The organism is Halodurantibacterium daqingense (genome assembly GCF_042666235.1).
GTDB lineage: Bacteria > Pseudomonadota > Alphaproteobacteria > Rhodobacterales > Rhodobacteraceae > Halodurantibacterium > Halodurantibacterium daqingensis.
On record NZ_JBHTFQ010000001.1, the window covers coordinates 38,463 to 59,040 of the forward strand.

The following is a 20,578-nucleotide window of genomic DNA, read 5'->3' on the forward strand; positions in this document are numbered from 1 at the left end:
TGACCCTTCAATATGGTAGCAGGATATCGGCGATCTGCTGCCCGTACCTGGGCTGCTGGACGTCGCTGATCTGTCCCCGGCCGCCATAGGAGATCCGGGCACCGGCGATCTTGTCGTAGGTAATCTCGTTCTGGCGCGAGATATCCTCGGGGCGCACATAGCCGGAGATCAGAAGCTCCCGCAGCTCGTTGTTCACACGCACCTCCTGGGTGCCTTCGACGCGCAGGACGCCATTCGCCAGCCGTTCGACCACTGTCGCAGCCACGCGGAGCGTGAGCTTTTCGCGCCGTCGAACCGATCCGTCGCCCTTGAAACTGCTGGCCGAACTGGCTTCGACCGCATTCGCCATCGACGCGCCGTCTGGCAGTTCCTCGTTCAGGCGCTCGGGTATCCCGAACAGCGAGGGGATCCCCATATTGCCCGACGCCGCACGACTTCGGCCGGTTGTGTTCGAAATCTCGGCCCGATCATCGATCTCTATGACAACGGTCAGGATGTCGCCGCGCTGCCCCGCGCGTCGATCCCCCAGAAGCGACCGGTGCCCCGACGACCAGAGCGAGGCCTCGTCCGAATAGCGACGCTTGTCCTGCCGTTCGGGCAACGGCGTGCTGTAGAGTGCATGATGCTGGTAACTGCCTTCCAGCGGCGAAAAGCCGGGTGCCTTGCCGACCTGGCTCAGCGGGCTGCACCCGGCCGCAGCAGATGCGGCCAGCAGCAAGGGAAGGACGGGAAAGCTGCTCTGGGTCAATTGCTGCCTCCGGTCACATGGATTGCACCCTCGGCACCGATGATGCCGGTGACGGTGCTGCGTGAGGCAAGGTTCATGACGCGGATCATGTCGCCCACCCCGCCACGGCCCAGCGCCCGACCTTCGGTGACGATCGAAAGCGGCCCCCTTGCATAGACAAGCGGCACGAGCTGGTTCCGGTCAATGATGGCCGGGGCACCAAGATCGCCGGGCCGCAGGGGACGCCCGGCATAGATTGCGACGCGAACCTCCTGGCCAACCACGTCGCGCGGATCGGACAAAGCACCTGGAACTGCCATGCTTGCGCGTGTGATGTCCTCGGACGCCACGACTGTCCCGGGCCGCAGCGTGCGCACCGCCTCGAGCGTTTCCGCATTCGCAGGAGTGACCATGAGCATCAGCAAAAGAAGGCCGCGCATCATCAGCGCACCTGTGATGTTGCAGCAAGCATCTGGTCGGCGGCGGTAATAACCTTGGCATTCAGTTCGTATCCCCGCTGCGCCTTGATCAGTTCCGTCACCTCACGAACGGCATCGACCGAACTGTCCTCCAGGTAGCCCTGGCGCAATGTGCCCAGCCCATCCTCGCCTGGCGCCGCGACAAGCGCGGGCCCCGAAGCCTCGGTTTCCAGGAAGAGGTTGGCGCCGATCGCCTCGAGTCCCTTTTCATTGGTGAAACCTGCCAGCGTGAACTGACCCAGCAGCTCGGCCTCGGTCCGATTCCCGAAATAGGCATAGACCTCACCGGCGGCGTTGATCGAGAGGCTGCGCGCATCATCGGGGATGACGATTCCGGGCACGACCTCATAGCCTTCCGAGGTAACGATCAGGCCATCTGCAGATCGTTTCAGCGCCCCGTCCCGCGTGAAGCCGGCCCCGCCATTCGGCAGGGCCACCTCCAGATAGCCGCGCCCTTCGATGGCGAGATCGAGATCGCCGCCCGTCTGGGCCAGTGACCCCTGTGCAAGCTGCACCGACACGGCCGCGGGACGCACCCCAAGCCCGATCTGAACCCCCGTTGGCAGCAAGGTGCCCTCGGCCGAGGAGATCGTCCCCGGCCGGGTGACCTGCTGATAATGAAGATCCGCGAATTCCGCGCGGCGGGCGTTGTAGCCGGTGGTGTTCATGTTGGCGAGGTTGTTGGAAACGACCTCGACGCGCATCTGCTGGGCACTCATGCCACTGGCGGCAATCTGAAGCGCACGCATGGATGAACCTTTCTATTTGCCTAAAGCCTGAACGACGGCGCGAATGCGCTCGTCCTCACGCTCGATGAAGGATTGCCCAAGCTCGTAGGCGCGCTGCACTTCGATCATGCGCGCAACCTCGGCAATGGGGTCGACGTTGGACTCTTCCAGGTATCCCTGGACCAGCCGTGCACCCTCCAGCGGCTCGGTGCCGGCGGGGCTGCGGAACAGGGTTCCGGCTTCCCGCTGCAAGCCCAGGGGATCGGCCGGGACAAAGACGCCCACCTGGGCGAAGGCCAGCCCATCGGCCGAAAGCGTGCCATCGGTGCCGAGTGCCACTTTGGCCGCATCAGGCGGGATGAAGATCGGCGCACCGCCGCCATCAAGAAGCCGATACCCGTCCGGAGTAACCAGTTCGCCCTCGGCATTGGGAGTGAAATGCCCCGCGCGCGTCAACCGTTCGCCCTGCGGGGTTTCCACCAGGAAAAATCCGTCTCCCTCGATTGCGAAGTCGAAGGTGCCGTTCGTCTGCGTCAGCCCGCCCTGTCGGAGGCTTATGTGCCGGCCATTGGCAAGGGCCATCGACAGCGACGGCTCATCGCCCTCAAGCCGGCGTACGAACTCCGAAAAGACGATCCCCTCCTTCCGGAAGCCTGTGGTCGAGATGTTGGCGATGTTATGCGCAACAATCTGCATTTCCCGCATCAGTCCGGATTGGCGCGTAAGCGAGGTATAGTTGGCATTGTCCATGTCAGTTTCCCGCGATCAGTGGGATGATCCTGTCGGTGAAGAAGGCAACCAGCGTGGCGGACATGAAGCTCATCGAGACCCAGAAGACGATCAGCATCGCCAGCGCCTTGGGTACGAAGGTCAACGTCATCTCCTGCACCGAGGTGAGTGCCTGAAACAGGCCGACCGTGACGCCAGCCACCAGAGCCACTGCAAGAATGGGCGCCGAAATCATCACGGCAATCCAGAGGCCCTGTCGCAGCGTGTCGAAGAAGATCGCCTCCTGCATCATCAAACCGGCATCCGCAGGATTTCCTGATAGGCCTCCACCACCTTGTCGCGGATCGTCACAGCCGTCTCGACAGCCAGTTCGGTCGCCGCCAGGGCCTGGACAAGCGCGTGCGGATCGGCATCGCCGACCATCGCCGCCTTGGCCGTCTGCTCGCCTTGTTGCAGCGTTTCGGTGAAACTAGCCGCCACCTGAGCAAATTTTTCGCTCAATCCCCCTGATGATTCCCCGGGGAGTGTGGCCGGACGCGCCTGCGCATAGCTTTGCGCAGCGAGAATCGCTTTCATATCCATTCTGGATCTCCTTGTGTGTTAGCGTCGCAAGAGTTCGAGCAAGCTGGACGTCATTTGCCGCGCCTGGTCGAACATTCGCAGATTGGCCTCGTAGCTGCGTTGCGCTTCACGCGAATCCGCAATCTCGACGACCAGATCCACGTTCGACCCGTCGTAATGCCCGGTTCCATCAGCAAGCGGATGACCGGGATCGTAGATCCGCGACAGATCCCGACGGTCCAACGTTACAGGACCGGCCTCTACCAGCCCGGTGGGGCGGCCAAACCGGACCTCTTGCTCGAAGGAAATTGTCTTGCGCCGGTAGCCGGGTGTATCGGTATTGGCGATGTTTTCGGAAACATGCCGAAGGCGCTGCCCCTGCGCCTGCATGCCCGAGGCGGAAACGGCGAGGGTCTTGATGAGATCGGCCATGATTGCACCTAACGTCCCAGGCTCTTGCGCAGCACCGAGGAGGCGCTGCGATAGATGGAAAGGGCCATGTCATGCTGATGGCGGATCTCGGCGGATTTCACCATCTGCTGCTCCAGCGAGACGGTATTGCCGTTGGGCTCGTGCACGCCGCCATGCCGCGCGAGACGGGGTTCGGGCTGAAGCGTGGACTGGGCCGACAAGAGATGGCCGGGCCGCGACGCGCGCGGCGCAACGCCCGCACCCTGCCAGACATCCGCAAAAGGGGCGATGTCCACGGCGCGATAGCCGGGCGTATCCGCGTTTGAAATGTTCTGCGCCACGGCAGAATGTCGAATCGCAGCATGTGCTGCCATCCCGTGCGCCATGCGCATGATCTCGATCTGATTGAACATCGGGGCTTCTCCCTCGAACCGCTTACACAAAGCCTTAAGGGTGATTCCTTTAGAAAGCGTAATCGGAACACGAGAATCGGAGGCCAGAATGGCGAATGGGGTATTTGAGGGGCTACAGGCCGAAATCGGGGCGGTTCAGCCTATCCGGCGCATCGGACGGGTGGTTGAAGTCGGACGCGGAACACTGCGCGTCAGCGGCCTTCAGAATGTGGCCCTGGGGGACCGGGTTCAGATCCGGCCAAGGTCGGCCCCCATCTCGGGCGGCGAGATCCTCCGCCTTGGACCTGATGGCGCCACGGTTCTGCCGGACAGCACGCTTGAGGGCATCACGATTGCCGATCCGGTCGAGCATCTTGGGCCGGCCGAGCTTGCCCCACATGAAGGGTGGCTGGGCCGAATCGTCGATCCGTTCGGAAAACCGCTGGACGGACGGCCGTTGCTGCGCGGGCCCAGCGCACGCCCGCTGCGGGCCGCGGCACCGCCGGCAGCAAGCCGGCACCTTCTTGGCGCGCGGCTGGAAACGGGCGTTGCGGTGTTCAACACGCTGCTGCCGATCGTCCGCGGTCAGCGCCTCGGGCTCTTCGCCGGATCCGGCATCGGCAAGACCACATTGTTGGGAAAGCTGGCCCGGGGCGTGGCCGCAGACGTCGTGGTCATTGCCCTGATTGGCGAACGGGGCCGCGAGCTGCGCGACTTCGTCGAGAAGGTTCTTGGGCCAGAGGGGATGGCCCGCGCCGTGCTGATCGTCGCCACATCGGATCAATCGCCCCTGGTAAGACGACAAACGGCCTGGGCCGCGATGGCCGTGGCCGAGTTCTTCCGCGATCAGGGCCAGCAGGTCCTGCTGCTCGCCGATTCCGTCACCCGCTTTGCGGAAGCGCATCGCGAGGTCGCGCTTGCCGCTGGCGAACCCGCGAGCCTGCGAGGCTATCCGGCCTCGGTCGCGCATATGATCATGAGCTTGGCTGAACGCGCCGGGCCGGGCTGCGGAGACTCGGGCGATATCACCGCTCTCTTCACTGTTCTTGTTGCTGGTTCCGATATGGAGGAGCCTATTGCCGACATCCTGCGCGGGGTTCTTGACGGCCATGTCGTGATGGACCGGGCCATTGCGGAACGCGGCCGCTTCCCCGCGATCGATGTGCTTCGATCAGTCTCCAGAAGCCTGCCAGAAGCCGCATCGGACGACGAAAACCGTCTGATAAGCGAAACCAGAAGTCTTCTGAGCACCTATGACCGTGCCGAGATGATGATCCAGGCCGGGCTTTACGTTCCGGGTTCAGATGCGATGATTGACAGAGCCGTCCGTCTCTGGAAGGCGCTTGATGGATTTCTGGCCGAGGATGAACCCGGAACGGCAGAGGACAGCTTTGCGCGGCTTGCGGCCTACCTTGCCGGTCGCGGCCCCAGCTAACGCTGGAAGCGCGCGCTCTGGAGGAGTTGCAGGGCGATGCTGCCGCCGCTGAATTGCTGTGAAACGGCGGCCAGATCTGCCCGCAGCAGAAAGCGGCGCGTCAATGCCTCGATCCGCTCCGGGTCCGCAAACTGCGACACGCTGGCGTCCCCAAAGGCCTGGCGCGACTTCTGCTTGAGTGTCTCGAGCTGCTTGTCGATGTCGATCGTGCCGAAGGATTTTGGCAAGCTGAAGGCCACTTCGAAAACCTTCCGCAGTGGCGCCGCGCCCATGATCGTGAACCATTTGGTGTCTTCCGAAGCGTCTTTGCGCGCCAGCGCCGCAAGGTCGCGCCGCAGCCCGAGTGCCAGGCGGAGATTCTCGTCGCTTTCGCCCACAGCCACTTCGAAAGACCGGCTCTGGTACAGGCCGATGATCTTGTCGGCAAAGCCATTTTCCGTCACCGCTGCGGCGCCTGTTCCACCGAAGCCGAAGGCCGAGGCCATTTCGAAATACCGCTTGTCTGCCAGCCGGTTGGCAAGCGATTTCGGATTCTCGACCCCGCCTTCCAGCACCTTCTTGATAAAGAACTTGCTATTCAGGTCATCCTGAAGTCCGAAAGCCCCAAGCGCGATGCGCAACAGTCTGCGATCGGCCACAAGATCATCGGCCGTCTTCACCTTGGCGATATTCTTGCGGAAGTACTCGGAATCCCGCATCAACGCGGGGGACCGGTTGAATGTCTGCTGCTGCTTGTCGATGGTCCTGTTCAGGAAGGCCCAGCCGCCATAGCCGCCACTCGGGATCACAGGCCGGAAGCTCATTGCGGATGCGACGCCAGCAGGCGTTCCTCACGGGCCAGCAGCGCACGCAGCGCCTTCAGGGTTTGATAGTGTTCTCCCGATATCACGGCCGAGGTCGCCACCGAGAGATGGCTGCGGCTGTCCGGATCGACAAGAACCTGGCTGAGCTGTTCGATCCCCTGCAGAAGCTGCACCCGCGCTTCGTCAACATCCGCGTCGCCCGTAAGCACAAGCTGTGCAATATAGCACACGCGCCGAACCGGCGTGGTGACTTCGTGCGGGTGGATCGCATCACGCAGCCGCAAGATGTTGGCATTCGGCGTCATGATCGAGATCTTGGATCTGCGGTCACCGTTCTCGATGACTGCTCCGTTGATCAGAATCCGTTCTTTCGGGGCAAGCTTGATGACCAGGCCGCTCATGTCGCGCTTCCCTCGCTTCGCAAGCCTCGCATGACGGCGGTGTTGATTTCCACCAATGCCTCGGCACTGGCCTTGCCCGCCAGGACCTTGGCACTGTGAAGCCCTGTGAATTCGGCGAGATAGAAGATCTGGGCGCGCAGCCGCTGCGGCAGGGCGTTTTCCGGATCGGCGACATCGGCGGCAAGCAAGGTCCAAAGCTGACGGTTGTCATGCAAGGCGGCTGCAAGTTTCGGAAAGCCGAGCGTCCCTTCGGCCAAAGCGGCGCGCATTTTTTGCGTCACGCGCGCGAAAACTTCGTATTCCGTTCCCCGGTTTGTGCGGACGGGCGCCTTGCGCCCGGAATAGGCAGAGGTTGCCATCTGTAGCGCGTTCACTGGATTTCTCCCGTTGAAGGTGGCCAAGACGTTCCTGCGTCAAGCGCCTTTGAGGCCGAGAGCGCCCCTCCGGGCGCTCTCGTAAGTTGGATCAACGGAAGAGCGACAGAACGCTCTGCGGTGCCTGGTTCGCGATCGAGAGCGACTGGATCCCCAGCTGCTGCTGCACCTGAAGTGCCTGCAGACGCGCGGAAACCTCTTCCATGTCGGCATCAACAAGCGCGCCGATACCGGTCCGCATGGAATCCGACAGCTTGTTGACGAAGTTCTGCTGGATCTCGATCCGGGTCTGCGCAGAACCGAACGCCGAGGCAGCGTCAATGGCGGTCTGGATCAGCGACTCGATGTTGGTCAGCGCACTGGCCGCGTCCGTCGTCACGTCCAGCGTGGCAAGGGCGCCAAGACCGCCCGCACCGGCCGAGGTGAACTTCGCATTCACGGTCAGCGTGTTGGCGCCCGCGTTCGTGAAGGCAAGCTGCCCCGCGTTGGCGCTGTTGTAGTCGATCTCGAGCCCGTCAATGCCCAGCCCCTCGATCGCCTTCTTGAGTCCGATCGCTGCAACTTCGGTCGGCGAAGTGGCGGCTGCATCTGCCTCGGTGAAGGTATAGGTGGCCGTCTTGCCGCCGATGGTCACCGAAATCTGGTCACCCATCTCGTAGGCGACGGCATCCAGTTCGATCACGCCGGTGCCGCCTGTTGCGGCCAGCTGGAACGCGGCCGAGTCGCTTGCCGCCGCAAGACCTTCGGTGTTGGCGCCGAAGGCATCCTTCGGCGCTGCGGTGCTGACGCGCAGATCCTGCGAGTTGACGCTGATCTTGGATGCCGTGACGCCGGCGGTGGTCCGATCGAGCGACGAGAGGATCTCCACCGTCGCGGTCGAGGTGACAAGATTGAGGCCGTTGAACTGCGCGGCATTCACCACCGAGGTGATCTGGTTGCGCAGGCCATCGATATCCGTCTGGATCTTGGCGCGGTCGACGTTTTCCTCTTGCGCAGTGACGATCTTCTTCTTGATGTCCTGAAGCAGCTCGGTGACGGTTTCTGCTGCCTGACGGGCCACACCGACCGTGGACTGACCCAGAGACAGGTTTTCAGCGATGCCCTTGAAGCCGGCAACGTCCGAATCCATCACCCGGGAGATGGCCCAGGTTGCAGCGTTGTCCTTGGCCGAGTTGACGGCCTTGCCGGTCGAGATCTCAGCCTGGGTCTTGTTGAGGTTGTTGTTGATCGACTTCAGCGTCTGCAGGGCCACCATGGCGCTGGTGTTGGTCAGAATGCTCGACATTACATGTCTCCGAAAGGGGCGCTTTGCGCCGGGGTTGGGCTCCGCCTCACGGCGGGTTGGACTGACCTTCTGGTTCCTGCGTCGCCTTCCGGCAGCGCGCCATCCGTCGTGGATGCAGGTTCAAACATGGGGATCAAGTTCTAACGTATTCCTAACTCGCGCCCGCCGGATGCCTTGAAATTGAGCTAATTCAAAGGCGCCGTGGCGGGCAAAGGCAGTCATGCCTTGTGTTCCAGGCGCCGTGCCACCTGTCCGACAGCGCTGCGATGGCCCTGGCTGTCATAGCTCCGCCAGCCGCGCACATCGCTCCGCAATTGTGCAAGGCGCCGCTGCCCCGCAGCGACCCCCTCGGCCGCCGCTTCAAGCAGCCCGAGATTCGCCTGCGCCAGCGCGCGCAGTTGCGCCAGCACCTCTTCATCCGGCGCCCGCCCGGCCTGCAGCCGCTCAAGCGCCGCCTGCTTGCGCCGCACGAGATCTGCCAGCTGACCAAGCCGACCCTCAAGCAGGATGCGGCGTTCCTCCCCCAGAAGATCGGCAAGCAGTTCGACCGGATTACGCCTAAACCCGATCATCGCGCCGCTCCACAAGCGAATCGAACAGCATCTCGGCCAGGCCGATGCCGCCGCGACGGACCATCTGCTCGGCCTGCGCCTGCACGAGGAATGACGCGAATTGTTCTTCGCCCGCACCGCCGCCGAAAGCTTCCGGCACCTTTCCCAGCCCGGCGCCTTTCAGCATTTCAGCGAGAAATCCGGCTTCCAGTGCACGCGCGGCCGCCCGGAGCGCCGCCTCGTCCCTTGTCGGCGCGGGGATCAACTGGACTGTATTCGAAGCGATTTCCATTCCGTCTCCGTTCCTTTGGTTGCGGAACCGATGATCTGCGCATGTAGTAAAGGATCAGTAATCATCTTCGGCGATTCTCGGGGAAAGCCGAGGAGAACCCCGATGATCCCTTCCTTCCTGCCCCTGCCGGCGGCATTGCCATCCGGTCCCGTCACCACCAGCCCGCCCGGTCCCGCCGAAGCTGAAGCCGGAATCCGCGGCACGGGAGGGCTGGACATCGTCTTTTCGACGCTTCTGTCGCAGCTTGGGGAACCGGTTGCGCCCCCGCCGGCGCCCGCGAACGAGGAAAAGGAACTGCCAGATCGGCCGACCGAAGACCGGGAAGAAATGGCCGAACCCGCGCTTGCCGCCACTCCGGAATCGGATCCGCCGGTTGCACCGGCGCCGCCTGCCGCTGGCGATGTGCCGTCAAGGCCGCCGCCGGATCCCGAAGGCCGCGCGTCAGAGTCGCAAGCCGAAGACGCCCCCCATACTGATCCCGTGGGCGCACCCGCGCCCGAGGCAGCGCCGGACGACACTGTGGCCGTCATGGTCAGCCTGATCGCGACCAGCTTGCCGCGCAGCGCAAGCCGCTCCGGCTCGGACACGCCCTTGCTGACCCCGATTCTCGCAGAGGCGGCAAGACGTTCCGAGAAATCGCCGAACGTTCCGACCAGCATCAGCACCCCCGTGGAGCGCCCGGCGGAAACGGTCTCGCCGCAGGTCCTGTCACAGGCGCAGCGGGCACCGCGCGATGCCGTGCCGCAGGTTTCCCCCGCTGCAACCCCTCCCGCGGCATCGCCCATGACAGCACCGGAAACGCGTAACCCGCAAGACGCCTTGCCACCAATGCCGAACCTGCTGCAGGCACAGGCCGATCCGGTTGGACCGGTGCCCGATCCCGAACCGCTCTCGCCTTTTCTGAACGAACGCCTGCCGCAGGTCACCGGTCTGGCCGAGCAGAAACCCGGGCCGCACTATGTCCTGCCGCGCGGCGTCGTGGAACAGGTGGCGCAGGCGCTGAGCATGCGCGGTGACGGTCAGGTCGAACTTCAGCTTTCCCCCGAGGAACTGGGCGCGGTCCGGCTCCGGCTAGGTGGCAGCAATGGCGATATCGTTGTCCTTGTTCAGGCCGATCGGCCCGAAACACTGGACCTGTTCCGCCGCAACATCGAAGCGCTCGCGCAGGAGTTCAGGGCTATCGGCTATGGGAGTGTCAGCTTTCAGTTCGGGCCGCAGCAGGAACAGCGACAGCAGAAACCCTTCTCGGGGCCGGCTGGCGTTCCGGTCATCAGCATCGCTGATACGGCAGCCGCTCCCCCCGTGCCAGCCGCCGCTCGCGCGGGGCTTGATCTCAGACTCTGAAAGGACATGACATGGACGTTACCAACGTCACAGCATCCCCCGCACCAGTTGCAGCCGCGCCCGCGGCGCCGCCCGTGATCAGTTCGGACTTCGAGACGTTTCTCAAGATGCTGACAGTGCAGATGCAGAATCAGGATCCGCTCAATCCGATGCAATCGTCGGATTTCGCGGTTCAGCTTGCGACCTTCTCGGGCGTTGAACAGCAGGTGCAGACGAATCAGCTACTGCAGGGGCTTTCGTCCCAGATGGGGCTGATGGGCATGAGCCAGATCGCAGGCTGGGTGGGGATGGAGGTCCGGGCTGCCGTGCCTGCCCATTTCAACGGCGACCCGATTGAATTGACAACGCAGATCCCGGCGATTGCCGATCGGTCCATTCTGGTTGTGCGCAATGAGATGGGAACCGTGGTCGAGGAGCGCAGCATTCCGGTCACCACACAGACGATGGAATGGGCAGGTTTCAGTGACGGCGGCACACCTTTTCCGTCGGGTCACTACAGCTTCGAGGTGCTGAACTATGAAGGAGAGCGGCTCATCGGCGCAACAGCCGTTTCGACCTATGGTCGGGTGACCGAAGCGCGCAGCGAGGGGGGCAAGGTGATGCTGGTCATGGCCGGCGGCGGGCGCGTGCCGGTCGAAGCTGTCACTGGGCTTCGCGCGCCATCGTGAGTTCTGGCACGGGCGCCCTTTCGGGCAGGGTTCCGGCCCAGTGCGGCGGGCCGGCACCGCTGGCGAACGGGTTACCTGCCGGGGGATGAAAGGCGACACGCACGGTGGCCCATCCGGCCGTTGATCCACGCGCTTGTTCCACACGCGGATCTCGGCGTGAGCCTCTCATCTTTCCTGCCGATGGCAGCTGCCGGCGGAACACATGATCCTCCGGCACCCGCGGCACGTCTCTGGACCGGATTTTCCCGGCAGGCGCATCCGTGCTTCTGGTCCTTATCCCGACACGTGTTTTTGGGCGTCAGTCGTGCCGGGCCCACGGCGGTCAGGCTGACCGCTGCCGGATCCGCGCGGTTCCCACTGCTGCCGGGCCTTGATCAACGCAGCCCGCGCGGCGGCAACGCCCGCGAGCCCGGGATCGGCTCGGATCGGGAATCGCCTTCGTTCGCCCCGCGAGGCAGGGGTCGATCCCGGCTGGGCCGTCGCATGCCATGGCAGCCCGAACCGGACCAAGGGTTCGAGCAGAGCCACCAAATGCACTCCGAGCAAACCGTTGCATTACATCGCACAGGCGCGATGTTCACGCACAGCCGCACGCGCCCCGCGGGGCTTCCGCAGGGCGCTGTCAGAGGCTTGCGCCGATCCAGACTCCCAGCGCCGTCAGCCCTGCGCCCACCATCATCCAGCCGACAGGGGTGCGCCTGCGCTCCAGCACCAGCGGGACAGGTTCACGCAGCTGACGCCGGAGCGTGTTTTCCACCAGCTGCGGCAGCCGAGGCCCGAATCGCGACAGAACCTGACCGGTGCGCCGCAGGTCACGCAGAACCGCCCGCGGCCCGACGTTTTCCCGGATATAGCCTTCGACCACCGGCCGCGACACCTGCCAGATGTTGATATGGGGATTAAGCGACCGCGCCACGCCCTCGACCACGACCATGGTGCGCTGCAGCAGGATCAGCTCGGTCCGTGTCTCCATTCCGAAGCGTTCCGTCACCTCGAACAGGTAGTTCAGAAGCCGCGCCATGGAGATGCGGGTGGCATCCATGCCGAAGATCGGCTCTCCGACGGAGCGAAGGGCGCGGGCAAATTCGTCGATATCGCGGTCAGGCGGCACATAGCCGGCCTCGAAATGGACCTCGGCCACGCGGCGGTAATCCTTGCGGATGAACCCGAACAGGATCTCGGCATAGACGCGGCGGGTGTATTCGTCGATCCGGCCCATGATGCCGAAATCAAGCGCGATGATATCGCCATTGGCCGCAACCTTCAGGTTCCCCTGATGCATGTCGGCGTGGAAATAACCATCACGAAGCGCGTGGCGCAGAAAAAGCTGCAGGACGCGCGCGGCAAGCAGTTCACGATCATGCCCTGCCGCGTCCAGTGCTGCATTGTCGCCCAAGGGAACCCCTTCGGCCCAGCTCAGCGTCATGACCTGACGCCCCGAAAGGAACCAGAGCGGCCGGGGCACCTGGAACCCTTCGTCCTGCGCGGTATTGGCGGCAAACTCGGCCGCGGCCGAGGCTTCGAGCCGCAGGTCAAGTTCGCCCATGACCACGCTTTCGAAATGGGCGATCACCTCGGTGGGGCGCAGGCGGCGCGATGCAGGCGAGATAAACTCGATCAGCGACGCCGCAAGGTAGAAGGCGTCGATATCCGTGCGGAAGGCCCGCAGGATTCCCGGGCGCAGCACCTTGACCGCCACATCCTCGCCCGTTTCGGCCAGCTTCGCGCGGTGAACCTGCGCGATCGAGGCTGCGGCGACCGGTTCCGAAAAGGCGCTGAACAGCGCCTCGACCGGCAGCTCCAGCTCCTCTTCGATCATCCGGCGCGCGGCTTCGGTCGGAAAGGGGGGCAGGCGGTCCTGAAGCATCCGCAACTGCAGCGCAAGCTCGTCCCCCACCACGTCGGGGCGGGTGGACAGGATCTGACCGAACTTGATGTAGGCCGGACCCAGCGCCGTCAGCGCCCGCGGCAAGGGTGGCAGGGCAGGATCACCTTCCAGCCCCAGCCACTTGAATGGCTTTCCCAACACACGCGCCACAAGGCGAAGGCGTGGTGGCGCGCGGAACGCCTCGAGCACCACGCCCATGGCGCCTGATCGCTCAAGCGTCGCGCCGGTCCGGATCAGCCGCCAGATGTTGTGGGGACCGCGCATCAGAGTTTCCAGCCGGAATGAAGGGCCGCAATACCCATGCTCAGGTTGCGGTATTTCACCTGCTCGAATCCGGCGTGGCGGATCATCTCGGCAAAGCGCTCCTGATCGGGGAATTTCCGGATCGATTCCACAAGGTATTGATAGCTGTCGCGGTCGCCCGCCACGATCTGCCCCATCACGGGAATGACATTGAAGGAATAGCGGTCATAGGCCCATTGCAGCGCCGGGTTCGGCAGCTGGCTGAACTCCAGCACCATCAGCCGTCCGCCGTGGCGCAGCACGCGGTACGCCTCGTTCAGCGCATCCTGAACGCGGGTGACGTTCCGGATCCCGAAGGAAATCGTGTAGACGTCGAAGCTGTTGTCGGGGAAGGGCAGGGCCATCGCATCACCGACCACCCAGTCCAACCTGTCGGCGAGCTGTTCGGCGGCTGCGCGCTGACGCCCCGCGGCCAGCATGGATTCGGTCATGTCCAGCACAGTCGCATGCGTCTGCGGCGCGCGGTGCAGGAAGCGGAAGGCGATATCGCCGGTGCCGCCGGCGACATCCAGCAACCGCTGCCCGGGTCGCGGCGCCAGCCAGTCCATCATCGCATCCTTCCAGAGCCGGTGCACACCGGCCGACATCAGGTCATTCATGATGTCGTATCTGGACGCCACACGGGTAAAGACCCCGTGCACCATTCCGGCTTTTTCGCCCTCGTCCACCGTCCGGAAGCCGAAGTGGGTGGTTTTGGGCGGGTCTTGCGTCTGGTTATCGGTCATGAGGCCTTGCCGTCCTTTGAACTCCTCCTTCTTATAGGTTGCTGGCGGGGTGTTACAATGCGCCGCCGTGTCTCGCCTTTGCATCCGGGGGAAGCTTGCCCGAACTACCCGAGGTCGAAACCGTCCGCCGCGGCCTGGCCCCCGTCATGGAAGGACGGCTGATTCTGCGCGCCGACATCCGCCGCCCCGATCTGCGCTGGCCCTTCCCCGAGCGTATGGAACAGCGGCTGACGGGCGCGCGCGTCCTCACGCTGCGGCGGCGCTCCAAGTACATTCTTGCCGATCTGGACACCTCTGAAACGCTGCTGATCCACCTTGGAATGTCAGGACGGATGCTCATTTCCGGCGATCAGATCGGTCATTTCCATCATGCCCACCCGGCGCCGGAAAAACATGACCATGTGGTTCTGGACATGGAAAGCGGCATTCGCGTCACCTTCAATGACGCGCGCCGGTTCGGGGCGATGGACCTTGCCGCGACAGACCGGACGGAAGCGCATCCGCTGCTGGCCGTGCTTGGGCCGGAACCCTTGGGCAACGATTTCAACGAAACCTACCTGCAGGCCCGCCTTGCCAACCGGCGGGTGCCGGTCAAGGCGGCGCTTCTGGATCAGAGAATCGTGGCGGGGCTTGGCAACATCTATGTCTGCGAGGTTCTGCACCGGGCCGGCATCGCGCCCGAGCGCAGCGCGGGCAGCCTGACGGCCGCGCAGGTTGCAACCCTCGTGCCCCTGATCCGCGAGGTTCTGAACGAGGCGATCCGCGCCGGCGGATCCTCCTTGCGCGATTATCGCCAGACGGGGGGCGAGCTTGGCTATTTCCAGCACAGCTTCCGGGTCTATGGCCGCGAGGGCGAGGCCTGTCCCACGCCCGGCTGCGGGGGCACCATCGCGCGGATCGTGCAGGCGGGGCGATCCTCGTTTCACTGTCCGATCTGCCAAACATGACTTGATCCCCAAGGGGGCAGTGCTATTGAATCCCCCCACAGAGCCAAAAGAAGGTGATCCATGGCCTATGAGACGCTGATCGTCGAAGTCGCCGACCACGTCGCGCTGATCCGGCTGAACCGGCCCGAGGCATTGAACGCGCTGAACTCGCGGCTTCTGTCGGAACTGGCCACTGCGCTCAAGGCCGCCGACAGCAATGACCGCGTGCGCTGCATTGTCCTGACCGGTTCGGAAAAGGCCTTTGCCGCCGGCGCCGACATCAAGGAAATGTCGGGCAAATCGTTCGTCGATGCCTTCACGGGCGACCTGTTCGGGCCGGATGTCGAAGCGATGTTGCGCGTGCGCAAGCCGATCATCGCCGCTGTTTCGGGCTATGCCCTCGGGGGTGGTTGCGAACTGGCGATGATGTGCGATTTCATCATTGCATCAGACACGGCCAGGTTCGGCCAGCCCGAGATCAACCTGGGCGTCGTTGCCGGCATTGGCGGCACGCAGCGCCTGACCCGGTTCGTGGGCAAGTCGAAAAGCATGGACATGCACCTGACCGGCCGCTTCATGGACGCGGCCGAGGCCGAGCGCTCCGGCCTGGTCAGCCGGGTGGTGCCGGCGAAAAAACTTCTGGAAGAGGCGATGGCCGCCGCCCAGAAGATTGCCGAGAAGTCCGCGCTGACCGTGATGGCCGTCAAGGAAGCCGTCAACCGAAGCTATGAGACGCCGCTGCGCGAGGGCCTTCTGTTCGAGCGGCGCCTGTTTCACGCACTGTTTGCGACCGAGGACCAGAAAGAGGGCATGAGCGCTTTCCTCGAAAAGCGTGAAGCGCAGTTCCGCGACCGCTAGCTCAAAAAACCTCAGCTAACGGTTGACTCGGGCCCGAGTCAGGCGTAGAGACCCGACTTCAGATTTACCCGAACCGGAACCGGAACTCGATAACATGGCCAATACGCCCCAATCCAAGAAGCGCGCACGCCAGAATGAGCGGCGCTATGCCGTCAACAAGGCGCGCCGTTCGCGGATCCGCACCTTCCTGCGCAAAGTCGAAGAAGCGATCTCCACCGGCAACCAGGAGGCAGCTGCGGAAGCTCTGCGTCTTGCTCAGCCGGAGTTGGCGCGCGGTGTGACCAAGGGTGTGCTGCACAAGAACACGGTCGCGCGCAAGATGTCGCGGCTGTCTTCGCGGGTCAAGGCGCTCGCCGCGGCCTGATCCTGCCTTGACCATCCATTGCTGAAGGCGTGCCAGTTGGCGCGCCTTTTTGCTTTTTTACCCGTCTTTATTGCCTTTTTTATGCGCCGTGCCCTTTTCCCCACGGTGTTCCGGATTCGGTTCGTCAAAGGCGGAGTCAAGCCAAGAGTTCTGTTGCAGCCCGGCGCGACCTCAAGCTAGCGTGTCGATGCGATTCACATCGCCTTGGGGGGACATGACGTCATCCGACCCGCCCGCGGAATACCGCGGCGGACGGAAAGGAACCGGGCAGCAAAGTGGGGCTTTGCTGGCAGGAACCCATGTGGCCCGGGCCAGCTGCTGGTCCCGCCGCAGACCGAAATGTCCAGCAGACACCTCTGCCGGGGTGCAGGATGCTCGGGTGACAGGTTCATCCGGCTGCCGTGTCCTGTCCGGCAAGAGCCTTCGGGTCAACCGGCGCGGTTTCCGCCGGACCGAAATCTGTTGTCCAGGGAGAACGGGATCGGGACAGGCCTCTGTCGCGGGTATGTGTGTGTGCCGTGGCGGAGGCGAAACGAGGCAAATGGCGGTTGGGCAATGCAACAAGAGACTTGGGGGCAGGCACGTGCGGAACTACTCAGATCAGTGGGTCAGAACAACTTTGTGACGTGGATCGAACCGCTGGCCTTCTCGGGGCTGTCGGAAGGCGTGGCCCGCTTTGAGGCGCCGACCAATTTCATCGGCGACTGGGTGGCGCGCAACTTTGCCGACCAGATCCGGTATCAGCTGACAGTGGCCGGGGCACCGGTGGACCGTGTGGAATTCACCGTGGCAAGCGCCGCGCGTCCGGCACCTGCCGTCGCCGCATCACCGCGCCCGGCGGCCCCGGTCGTGCCGCGTGCCGACGAGGGCGAGCTGCCCGGCGCGCCGCTTGACACGCGCTTTACCTTCGACAGCTTCGTGGTCGGCAAGCCGAACGAACTGGCCCATGCCGCTGCGCGCCGCGTGGCAGAGGGCGGTCCGGCCACCTTCAACCCGCTGTTTCTTTATGGCGGCGTCGGGCTGGGCAAGACCCACCTCATGCACGCCATTGCGCATGAGCTGCACATGCGCAGCCCCGAGATGCGGGTGCTCTACCTGTCCGCCGAACAGTTCATGTATCGCTTCGTTCAGGCCCTGCGCGACAAGCAGATCATGAACTTCAAGGAGCTGTTCCGTTCGGTCGACGTGCTGATGGTGGATGATGTGCAGTTCATCGCCGGCAAGGACAGCACCCAGGAAGAGTTCTTCCACACCTTCAACGCGCTGGTGGATCAGAACAAGCAGATCGTCATTTCAGCCGATCGCGCCCCGGGCGAGATCAAGGACCTGGAAGAGCGGATCAAGTCGCGCCTGCAGTGCGGGCTGGTCGTCGATCTGCATCCGACCGATTACGAACTGCGGCTGGGCATCCTCCAGCAGAAGGCCGAAGCCTATCGCGGGCAATATCCGGGCCTTCAGCTGGCGCCCGGGGTGCTTGAATTCCTCGCCCATCGCATCACCACCAATGTGCGCGTGCTGGAGGGGGCGCTGACCCGCCTCTTTGCCTTCGCCTCGCTTGTCGGACGCGAGATCACGCTGGATCTGGCCCAGGATTGCCTGGCCGACATCCTGCGCGCCTCGGATCGCAAGGTCACGGTTGAAGAAATCCAGCGCCGGGTGGCCGAGCATTACAACATCCGCCTGTCGGACCTGATCGGCCCCAAGCGCCTGCGCACGATTGCGCGGCCCCGCCAGATCGCGATGTATCTGGCCAAGCAGCTGACCTCGCGCAGCCTGCCCGAAATCGGGCGCCGCTTTGGCGGGCGGGATCACACCACGATCATGCACGGCGTCAAGAAGGTCGAGGAACTGATCGGCAGCGACCAGCAGATCGCCGAAGATCTGCAGCTGCTGCGCCGCCTGCTCGAAGCCTGACCGGCAGTATCGCATCAAGGGCCACGGCCCTTGACGCCCCTTTCAAAGCAGCCGAGAGTTCGAGCCAAGAAAAGACTTGAGGCGCCGCGGGTTTTGGCTCAGTTTGCCTGCCCCGGGGGTGGCCTTGAAAGAATGGGGAACAGGATGAAGATCAGCATCGAACGCGGCACGCTGCTCAAGGCTGTCGGACAGGCCCAGTCGGTCGTCGAACGCCGCAACAACATCCCCATCCTGGCCAATGTCCTGATCGAGGCCGAGGGCGACACCGTCAGCTTCCGCGCCACCGATCTGGATATCGAGGTGGTCGACAAGGCCCCCGCGCAGGTTGAACGGGCCGGTGCAACCACCGTGTCGGCGGTGATGCTGCACGAGATCGTGCGCAAGCTGCCTGACGGCGCCCTGGTCATGCTGACCGATGATGGCGCCTCGGGGCGGCTGACGGTGCAGGCCGGACGTTCCAACTTCGCGCTTGCAACGCTGCCGCGCGAGGATTTTCCGGTCATGGCCTCGTCGGAATACACCACCAGCTTCACCGCGCCTGCGGCGGCCTTGCGGCGGCTGTTCGACAAGTCGAAATTCGCGATCTCGACCGAAGAGACCCGCTATTACCTCAACGGCGTCTACATGCATGTCGCGGAGGGCGAGACGGGGCCGGCGCTGCGCTGCGTGGCGACCGACGGACATCGCCTGGCGCGGATCGATGCGCCCCTGCCCGCAGGGGCCGAAGGCATGCCGGGCGTGATCGTGCCGCGCAAGACCGTGGGCGAGCTGCGCAAGCTTCTGGACAACGACGAAACCGAGATTGCCGTCTCCGTCTCGGAGACCAAGGTGCGTTTTGCGACGCCCGCCATTACCCTGACCTCGAAGGTGATCGACGGCACCTTCCCGGATTACACTCGCGTGATCCCGACCGGAAACAGCCGCAGGCTTGAAGTTGATGCGACGGAATTCGCGCAAGCGGTCGATCGCGTGGCCACCGTGTCCTCGGAACGGTCCCGCGCGGTCAAGCTGTCGCTTGACGAAGACCGGCTCATCCTCTCGGTCAACGCCCCCGACAGCGGCGCCGCCGAAGAGGAACTTGCGGTTGCCTATGGTGACGAACGGCTGGAGATCGGCTTTAACGCCAAGTATCTGCTGGAGATCGCCAGCCAGGTTGATCGTGAAAACGCCGTCTTCCTGTTCAACTCGTCCGGCGATCCGACCCTGATGCGCGAAGGCAACGATGCCTCGGCAGTCTATGTGGTCATGCCGATGCGCGTCTGATCCGGGCCGGAGCGCCCGCAGGCATGACCTCGCTCTGCGTCAGGGCGCTTGTCCTGTCCCATTTCCGGTCACATCGCCTTGCCCGGCTTGCCTTCGATGGCAGGCCAATCGCCATATATGGCGCCAACGGGTCAGGAAAGACCAACCTGCTGGAGGCCGTCTCGCTTCTGTCGCCCGGCCGGGGGCTGCGGCGGGCAGGCAGTGACGAACTCGCACGCCGCCCCGAGCGCCTGGGGTGGAAGATCCGCGCGGAAATCCGGACCCCCTCCCGCACGCATGAGATCGAGACCTGGGCCGAGCCGGGCAGTTCGCGACAGGTCCGCATCGACGGGAAGGCGGCCACGCAGGTGTCGCTGGCCGCCTGTCTTCGGGTGCTTTGGCTTGTTCCGGCGATGGACAGGCTCTGGATCGAACCCGCCGAGGGCCGCCGGCGCTTTCTGGACCGGATCACGCTCAGCTTCGTTCCCGATCACGCCGAGGCATCCCTGACCTACGAAAAGGCGATGCGCGACAGGAACCGGCTGCTGCGCGATCAGATCAACGATCAGGTCTGGTTCAACGGGCTGGAAAGCCAGATGGCGCAGGCAGGGGCGCAGATCATGGCGAACCGGCGGCTGGCGCTTGCCCGGCTGATGGCAGCGCAGGACAATGCCGATTCCGCATTTCCTCAGGCGGATCTGGCGCTCACCACCTCTGACAGCACAGAGCTGCCCGAGTCCGAGGCCGGGCTTGCCGAAGCCTTCGCGGCCGGGCGCCGCCGTGACATGGCCGCCGGTCGGACATTGCTGGGGCCACATCGCGCCGATCTGACGGCGATCTTTGCCGCCAAGTCGATGCCGGCGGCGCAATGTTCGACAGGGGAGCAGAAGGCACTGCTGATCTCGCTTATCCTGGCGAATGCCCGGGCGCTGATTGCCGATCTGGACGGTCCTCCGATCCTGCTTCTGGATGAGGTCGCGGCGCATCTTGACGCCGATCGGCGTGCGGCGCTTTATGCCGAGGTTCTTGCGCTTGGTGCCCAGGCTTTCATGACCGGGACCGGACCCGAGCTTTTTGCCGAGCTGGGCAGTTCGGCACAGGTTCTGGAGGTTCTGGAGGAAAGCGGGGGATCGGCCATTCTGGAAAGGAGCAGTCGTTGAACCTGCATCGAAGGCGCG

25 protein-coding genes are annotated in these 20,578 nt (G+C 63.9%); 9 read left to right on the forward strand and 16 right to left on the reverse strand.

All coding sequences use genetic code 11. From position 1 onward, the window contains the following. Positions 1 to 7: 7 nt before the first annotated feature. The 8 genes from flgH to ACFQXB_RS00220 are packed head-to-tail and all read right to left on the reverse strand — an operon-like array spanning position 8 to position 4,048. A complete protein-coding gene (gene flgH, locus ACFQXB_RS00185; RefSeq protein ID WP_377397299.1) occupies positions 8 to 748 on the reverse strand; it encodes a flagellar basal body L-ring protein FlgH in 741 nt (246 codons plus the stop codon). Then, complete coding sequence (flgA, locus tag ACFQXB_RS00190) at positions 745 to 1,167, reverse strand: flagellar basal body P-ring formation chaperone FlgA (RefSeq protein ID WP_377399099.1); 423 nt, start codon at positions 1,165 to 1,167, stop codon at positions 745 to 747. Before flgA ends, flgH begins: the two co-directional genes overlap by 4 nt. Positions 1,168 to 1,169: 2 nt before the next feature. Continuing rightward, positions 1,170 to 1,955 carry a flagellar basal-body rod protein FlgG gene (gene flgG / locus ACFQXB_RS00195; protein ID WP_377397302.1) on the reverse strand — a complete coding sequence of 262 codons (786 nt, stop codon included), beginning with the start codon at positions 1,953 to 1,955 and terminating at the stop codon, positions 1,170 to 1,172. A 12-nt stretch (positions 1,956 to 1,967) separates the two neighbouring features. Then, on the reverse strand, positions 1,968 to 2,684 hold the full coding sequence (locus ACFQXB_RS00200) for a flagellar hook-basal body complex protein (RefSeq protein WP_377397304.1): 717 nt from the start codon (positions 2,682 to 2,684) through the stop codon (positions 1,968 to 1,970). Between the two features lies 1 nt (position 2,685). Further along, complete coding sequence (locus ACFQXB_RS00205) at positions 2,686 to 2,955, reverse strand: flagellar biosynthetic protein FliQ (protein WP_377397307.1); 270 nt, start codon at positions 2,953 to 2,955, stop codon at positions 2,686 to 2,688. Beyond that, a complete protein-coding gene (gene fliE, locus ACFQXB_RS00210) occupies positions 2,955 to 3,245 on the reverse strand; it encodes a flagellar hook-basal body complex protein FliE (RefSeq protein ID WP_377397310.1) in 291 nt (96 codons plus the stop codon). Before fliE ends, ACFQXB_RS00205 begins: the two co-directional genes overlap by 1 nt. An 18-nt stretch (positions 3,246 to 3,263) precedes the next feature. Next, a complete protein-coding gene (gene flgC, locus ACFQXB_RS00215) occupies positions 3,264 to 3,656 on the reverse strand; it encodes a flagellar basal body rod protein FlgC (protein WP_377397313.1) in 393 nt (130 codons plus the stop codon). Positions 3,657 to 3,664: 8 nt separating this feature from the next. Continuing rightward, the gene (locus ACFQXB_RS00220; protein WP_377397316.1) at positions 3,665 to 4,048 is read right to left on the reverse strand and encodes a FlgB family protein; all 384 of its coding nucleotides are present in this window, start codon (positions 4,046 to 4,048) and stop codon (positions 3,665 to 3,667) included. A gap of 88 nt (positions 4,049 to 4,136) precedes the next feature. On the opposite strand from ACFQXB_RS00220, the gene ACFQXB_RS00225 reads away from it, so the two are divergent. Continuing rightward, complete coding sequence (locus ACFQXB_RS00225) at positions 4,137 to 5,462, forward strand: FliI/YscN family ATPase (RefSeq protein ID WP_377397319.1); 1,326 nt, start codon at positions 4,137 to 4,139, stop codon at positions 5,460 to 5,462. Here ACFQXB_RS00225 and ACFQXB_RS00230 read toward each other — a convergent pair. The 6 genes from ACFQXB_RS00230 to ACFQXB_RS00255 form a co-directional block, all read right to left on the reverse strand. After that, positions 5,459 to 6,082 (reverse strand): DUF1217 domain-containing protein, encoded by a 624-nt coding sequence (locus ACFQXB_RS00230; RefSeq protein ID WP_377397322.1) that lies wholly within the window; start codon positions 6,080 to 6,082, stop codon positions 5,459 to 5,461. The genes ACFQXB_RS00225 and ACFQXB_RS00230 overlap by 4 nt on opposite strands. Positions 6,083 to 6,261: 179 nt before the next feature. Continuing rightward, entirely contained in the window at positions 6,262 to 6,666 is a 405-nt protein-coding gene (gene flbT, locus ACFQXB_RS00235; RefSeq protein ID WP_377397325.1) for a flagellar biosynthesis repressor FlbT, read from the reverse strand. After that, the gene (gene flaF, locus ACFQXB_RS00240) at positions 6,663 to 7,040 is read right to left on the reverse strand and encodes a flagellar biosynthesis regulator FlaF (protein ID WP_377399102.1); all 378 of its coding nucleotides are present in this window, start codon (positions 7,038 to 7,040) and stop codon (positions 6,663 to 6,665) included. The genes flbT and flaF overlap by 4 nt, the downstream gene beginning before the upstream one ends. A gap of 91 nt (positions 7,041 to 7,131) precedes the next feature. Beyond that, positions 7,132 to 8,325 (reverse strand): flagellin N-terminal helical domain-containing protein, encoded by a 1,194-nt coding sequence (locus tag ACFQXB_RS00245; protein ID WP_377397328.1) that lies wholly within the window; start codon positions 8,323 to 8,325, stop codon positions 7,132 to 7,134. Between the two features lie 218 nt (positions 8,326 to 8,543). Next, positions 8,544 to 8,897, reverse strand: a complete 354-nt coding sequence (locus ACFQXB_RS00250; RefSeq protein ID WP_377397331.1) for a hypothetical protein — start codon at positions 8,895 to 8,897, stop codon at positions 8,544 to 8,546. Further along, positions 8,884 to 9,168, reverse strand: coding sequence for a rod-binding protein (locus tag ACFQXB_RS00255; RefSeq protein ID WP_377397334.1), 285 nt, complete (start codon positions 9,166 to 9,168; stop codon positions 8,884 to 8,886). Before ACFQXB_RS00255 ends, ACFQXB_RS00250 begins: the two co-directional genes overlap by 14 nt. A 102-nt stretch (positions 9,169 to 9,270) precedes the next feature. On the opposite strand from ACFQXB_RS00255, the gene ACFQXB_RS00260 reads away from it, so the two are divergent. Then, positions 9,271 to 10,512, forward strand: a complete 1,242-nt coding sequence (locus ACFQXB_RS00260; RefSeq protein ID WP_377397337.1) for a flagellar hook-length control protein FliK — start codon at positions 9,271 to 9,273, stop codon at positions 10,510 to 10,512. A gap of 11 nt (positions 10,513 to 10,523) precedes the next feature. After that, the gene (locus ACFQXB_RS00265; protein ID WP_377397340.1) at positions 10,524 to 11,180 is read left to right on the forward strand and encodes a flagellar hook capping FlgD N-terminal domain-containing protein; all 657 of its coding nucleotides are present in this window, start codon (positions 10,524 to 10,526) and stop codon (positions 11,178 to 11,180) included. 622 nt (positions 11,181 to 11,802) lie between these two features. Here the strand turns inward: ACFQXB_RS00265 and ubiB are convergent. Next, a complete protein-coding gene (gene ubiB, locus ACFQXB_RS00270; RefSeq protein ID WP_377397343.1) occupies positions 11,803 to 13,332 on the reverse strand; it encodes a 2-polyprenylphenol 6-hydroxylase in 1,530 nt (509 codons plus the stop codon). Continuing rightward, a complete protein-coding gene (gene ubiE, locus ACFQXB_RS00275) occupies positions 13,332 to 14,096 on the reverse strand; it encodes a bifunctional demethylmenaquinone methyltransferase/2-methoxy-6-polyprenyl-1,4-benzoquinol methylase UbiE (RefSeq protein WP_377397346.1) in 765 nt (254 codons plus the stop codon). The genes ubiB and ubiE overlap by 1 nt, the downstream gene beginning before the upstream one ends. A 95-nt stretch (positions 14,097 to 14,191) precedes the next feature. Here ubiE and mutM point away from each other — a divergent pair, with 95 nt between their 5' ends. The 6 genes from mutM (at position 14,192) to recF (ending at position 20,560) form a co-directional block, all read left to right on the forward strand. Then, positions 14,192 to 15,043 (forward strand): bifunctional DNA-formamidopyrimidine glycosylase/DNA-(apurinic or apyrimidinic site) lyase, encoded by an 852-nt coding sequence (gene mutM, locus ACFQXB_RS00280; RefSeq protein WP_377397349.1) that lies wholly within the window; start codon positions 14,192 to 14,194, stop codon positions 15,041 to 15,043. Between the two features lie 60 nt (positions 15,044 to 15,103). After that, positions 15,104 to 15,880 carry an enoyl-CoA hydratase gene (locus tag ACFQXB_RS00285; protein WP_377397352.1) on the forward strand — a complete coding sequence of 259 codons (777 nt, stop codon included), beginning with the start codon at positions 15,104 to 15,106 and terminating at the stop codon, positions 15,878 to 15,880. A gap of 94 nt (positions 15,881 to 15,974) precedes the next feature. After that, on the forward strand, positions 15,975 to 16,244 hold the full coding sequence (rpsT, locus tag ACFQXB_RS00290) for a 30S ribosomal protein S20 (RefSeq protein WP_377397355.1): 270 nt from the start codon (positions 15,975 to 15,977) through the stop codon (positions 16,242 to 16,244). Between the two features lie 555 nt (positions 16,245 to 16,799). After that, the gene (gene dnaA, locus ACFQXB_RS00295) at positions 16,800 to 18,158 is read left to right on the forward strand and encodes a chromosomal replication initiator protein DnaA (RefSeq protein ID WP_377397358.1); all 1,359 of its coding nucleotides are present in this window, start codon (positions 16,800 to 16,802) and stop codon (positions 18,156 to 18,158) included. A 144-nt stretch (positions 18,159 to 18,302) separates the two neighbouring features. After that, positions 18,303 to 19,421 carry a DNA polymerase III subunit beta gene (gene dnaN, locus ACFQXB_RS00300; protein WP_377397361.1) on the forward strand — a complete coding sequence of 373 codons (1,119 nt, stop codon included), beginning with the start codon at positions 18,303 to 18,305 and terminating at the stop codon, positions 19,419 to 19,421. Positions 19,422 to 19,444: 23 nt separating this feature from the next. Further along, positions 19,445 to 20,560, forward strand: a complete 1,116-nt coding sequence (gene recF, locus ACFQXB_RS00305) for a DNA replication/repair protein RecF (protein WP_377397364.1) — start codon at positions 19,445 to 19,447, stop codon at positions 20,558 to 20,560. Positions 20,561 to 20,578 lie beyond the last annotated feature (18 nt).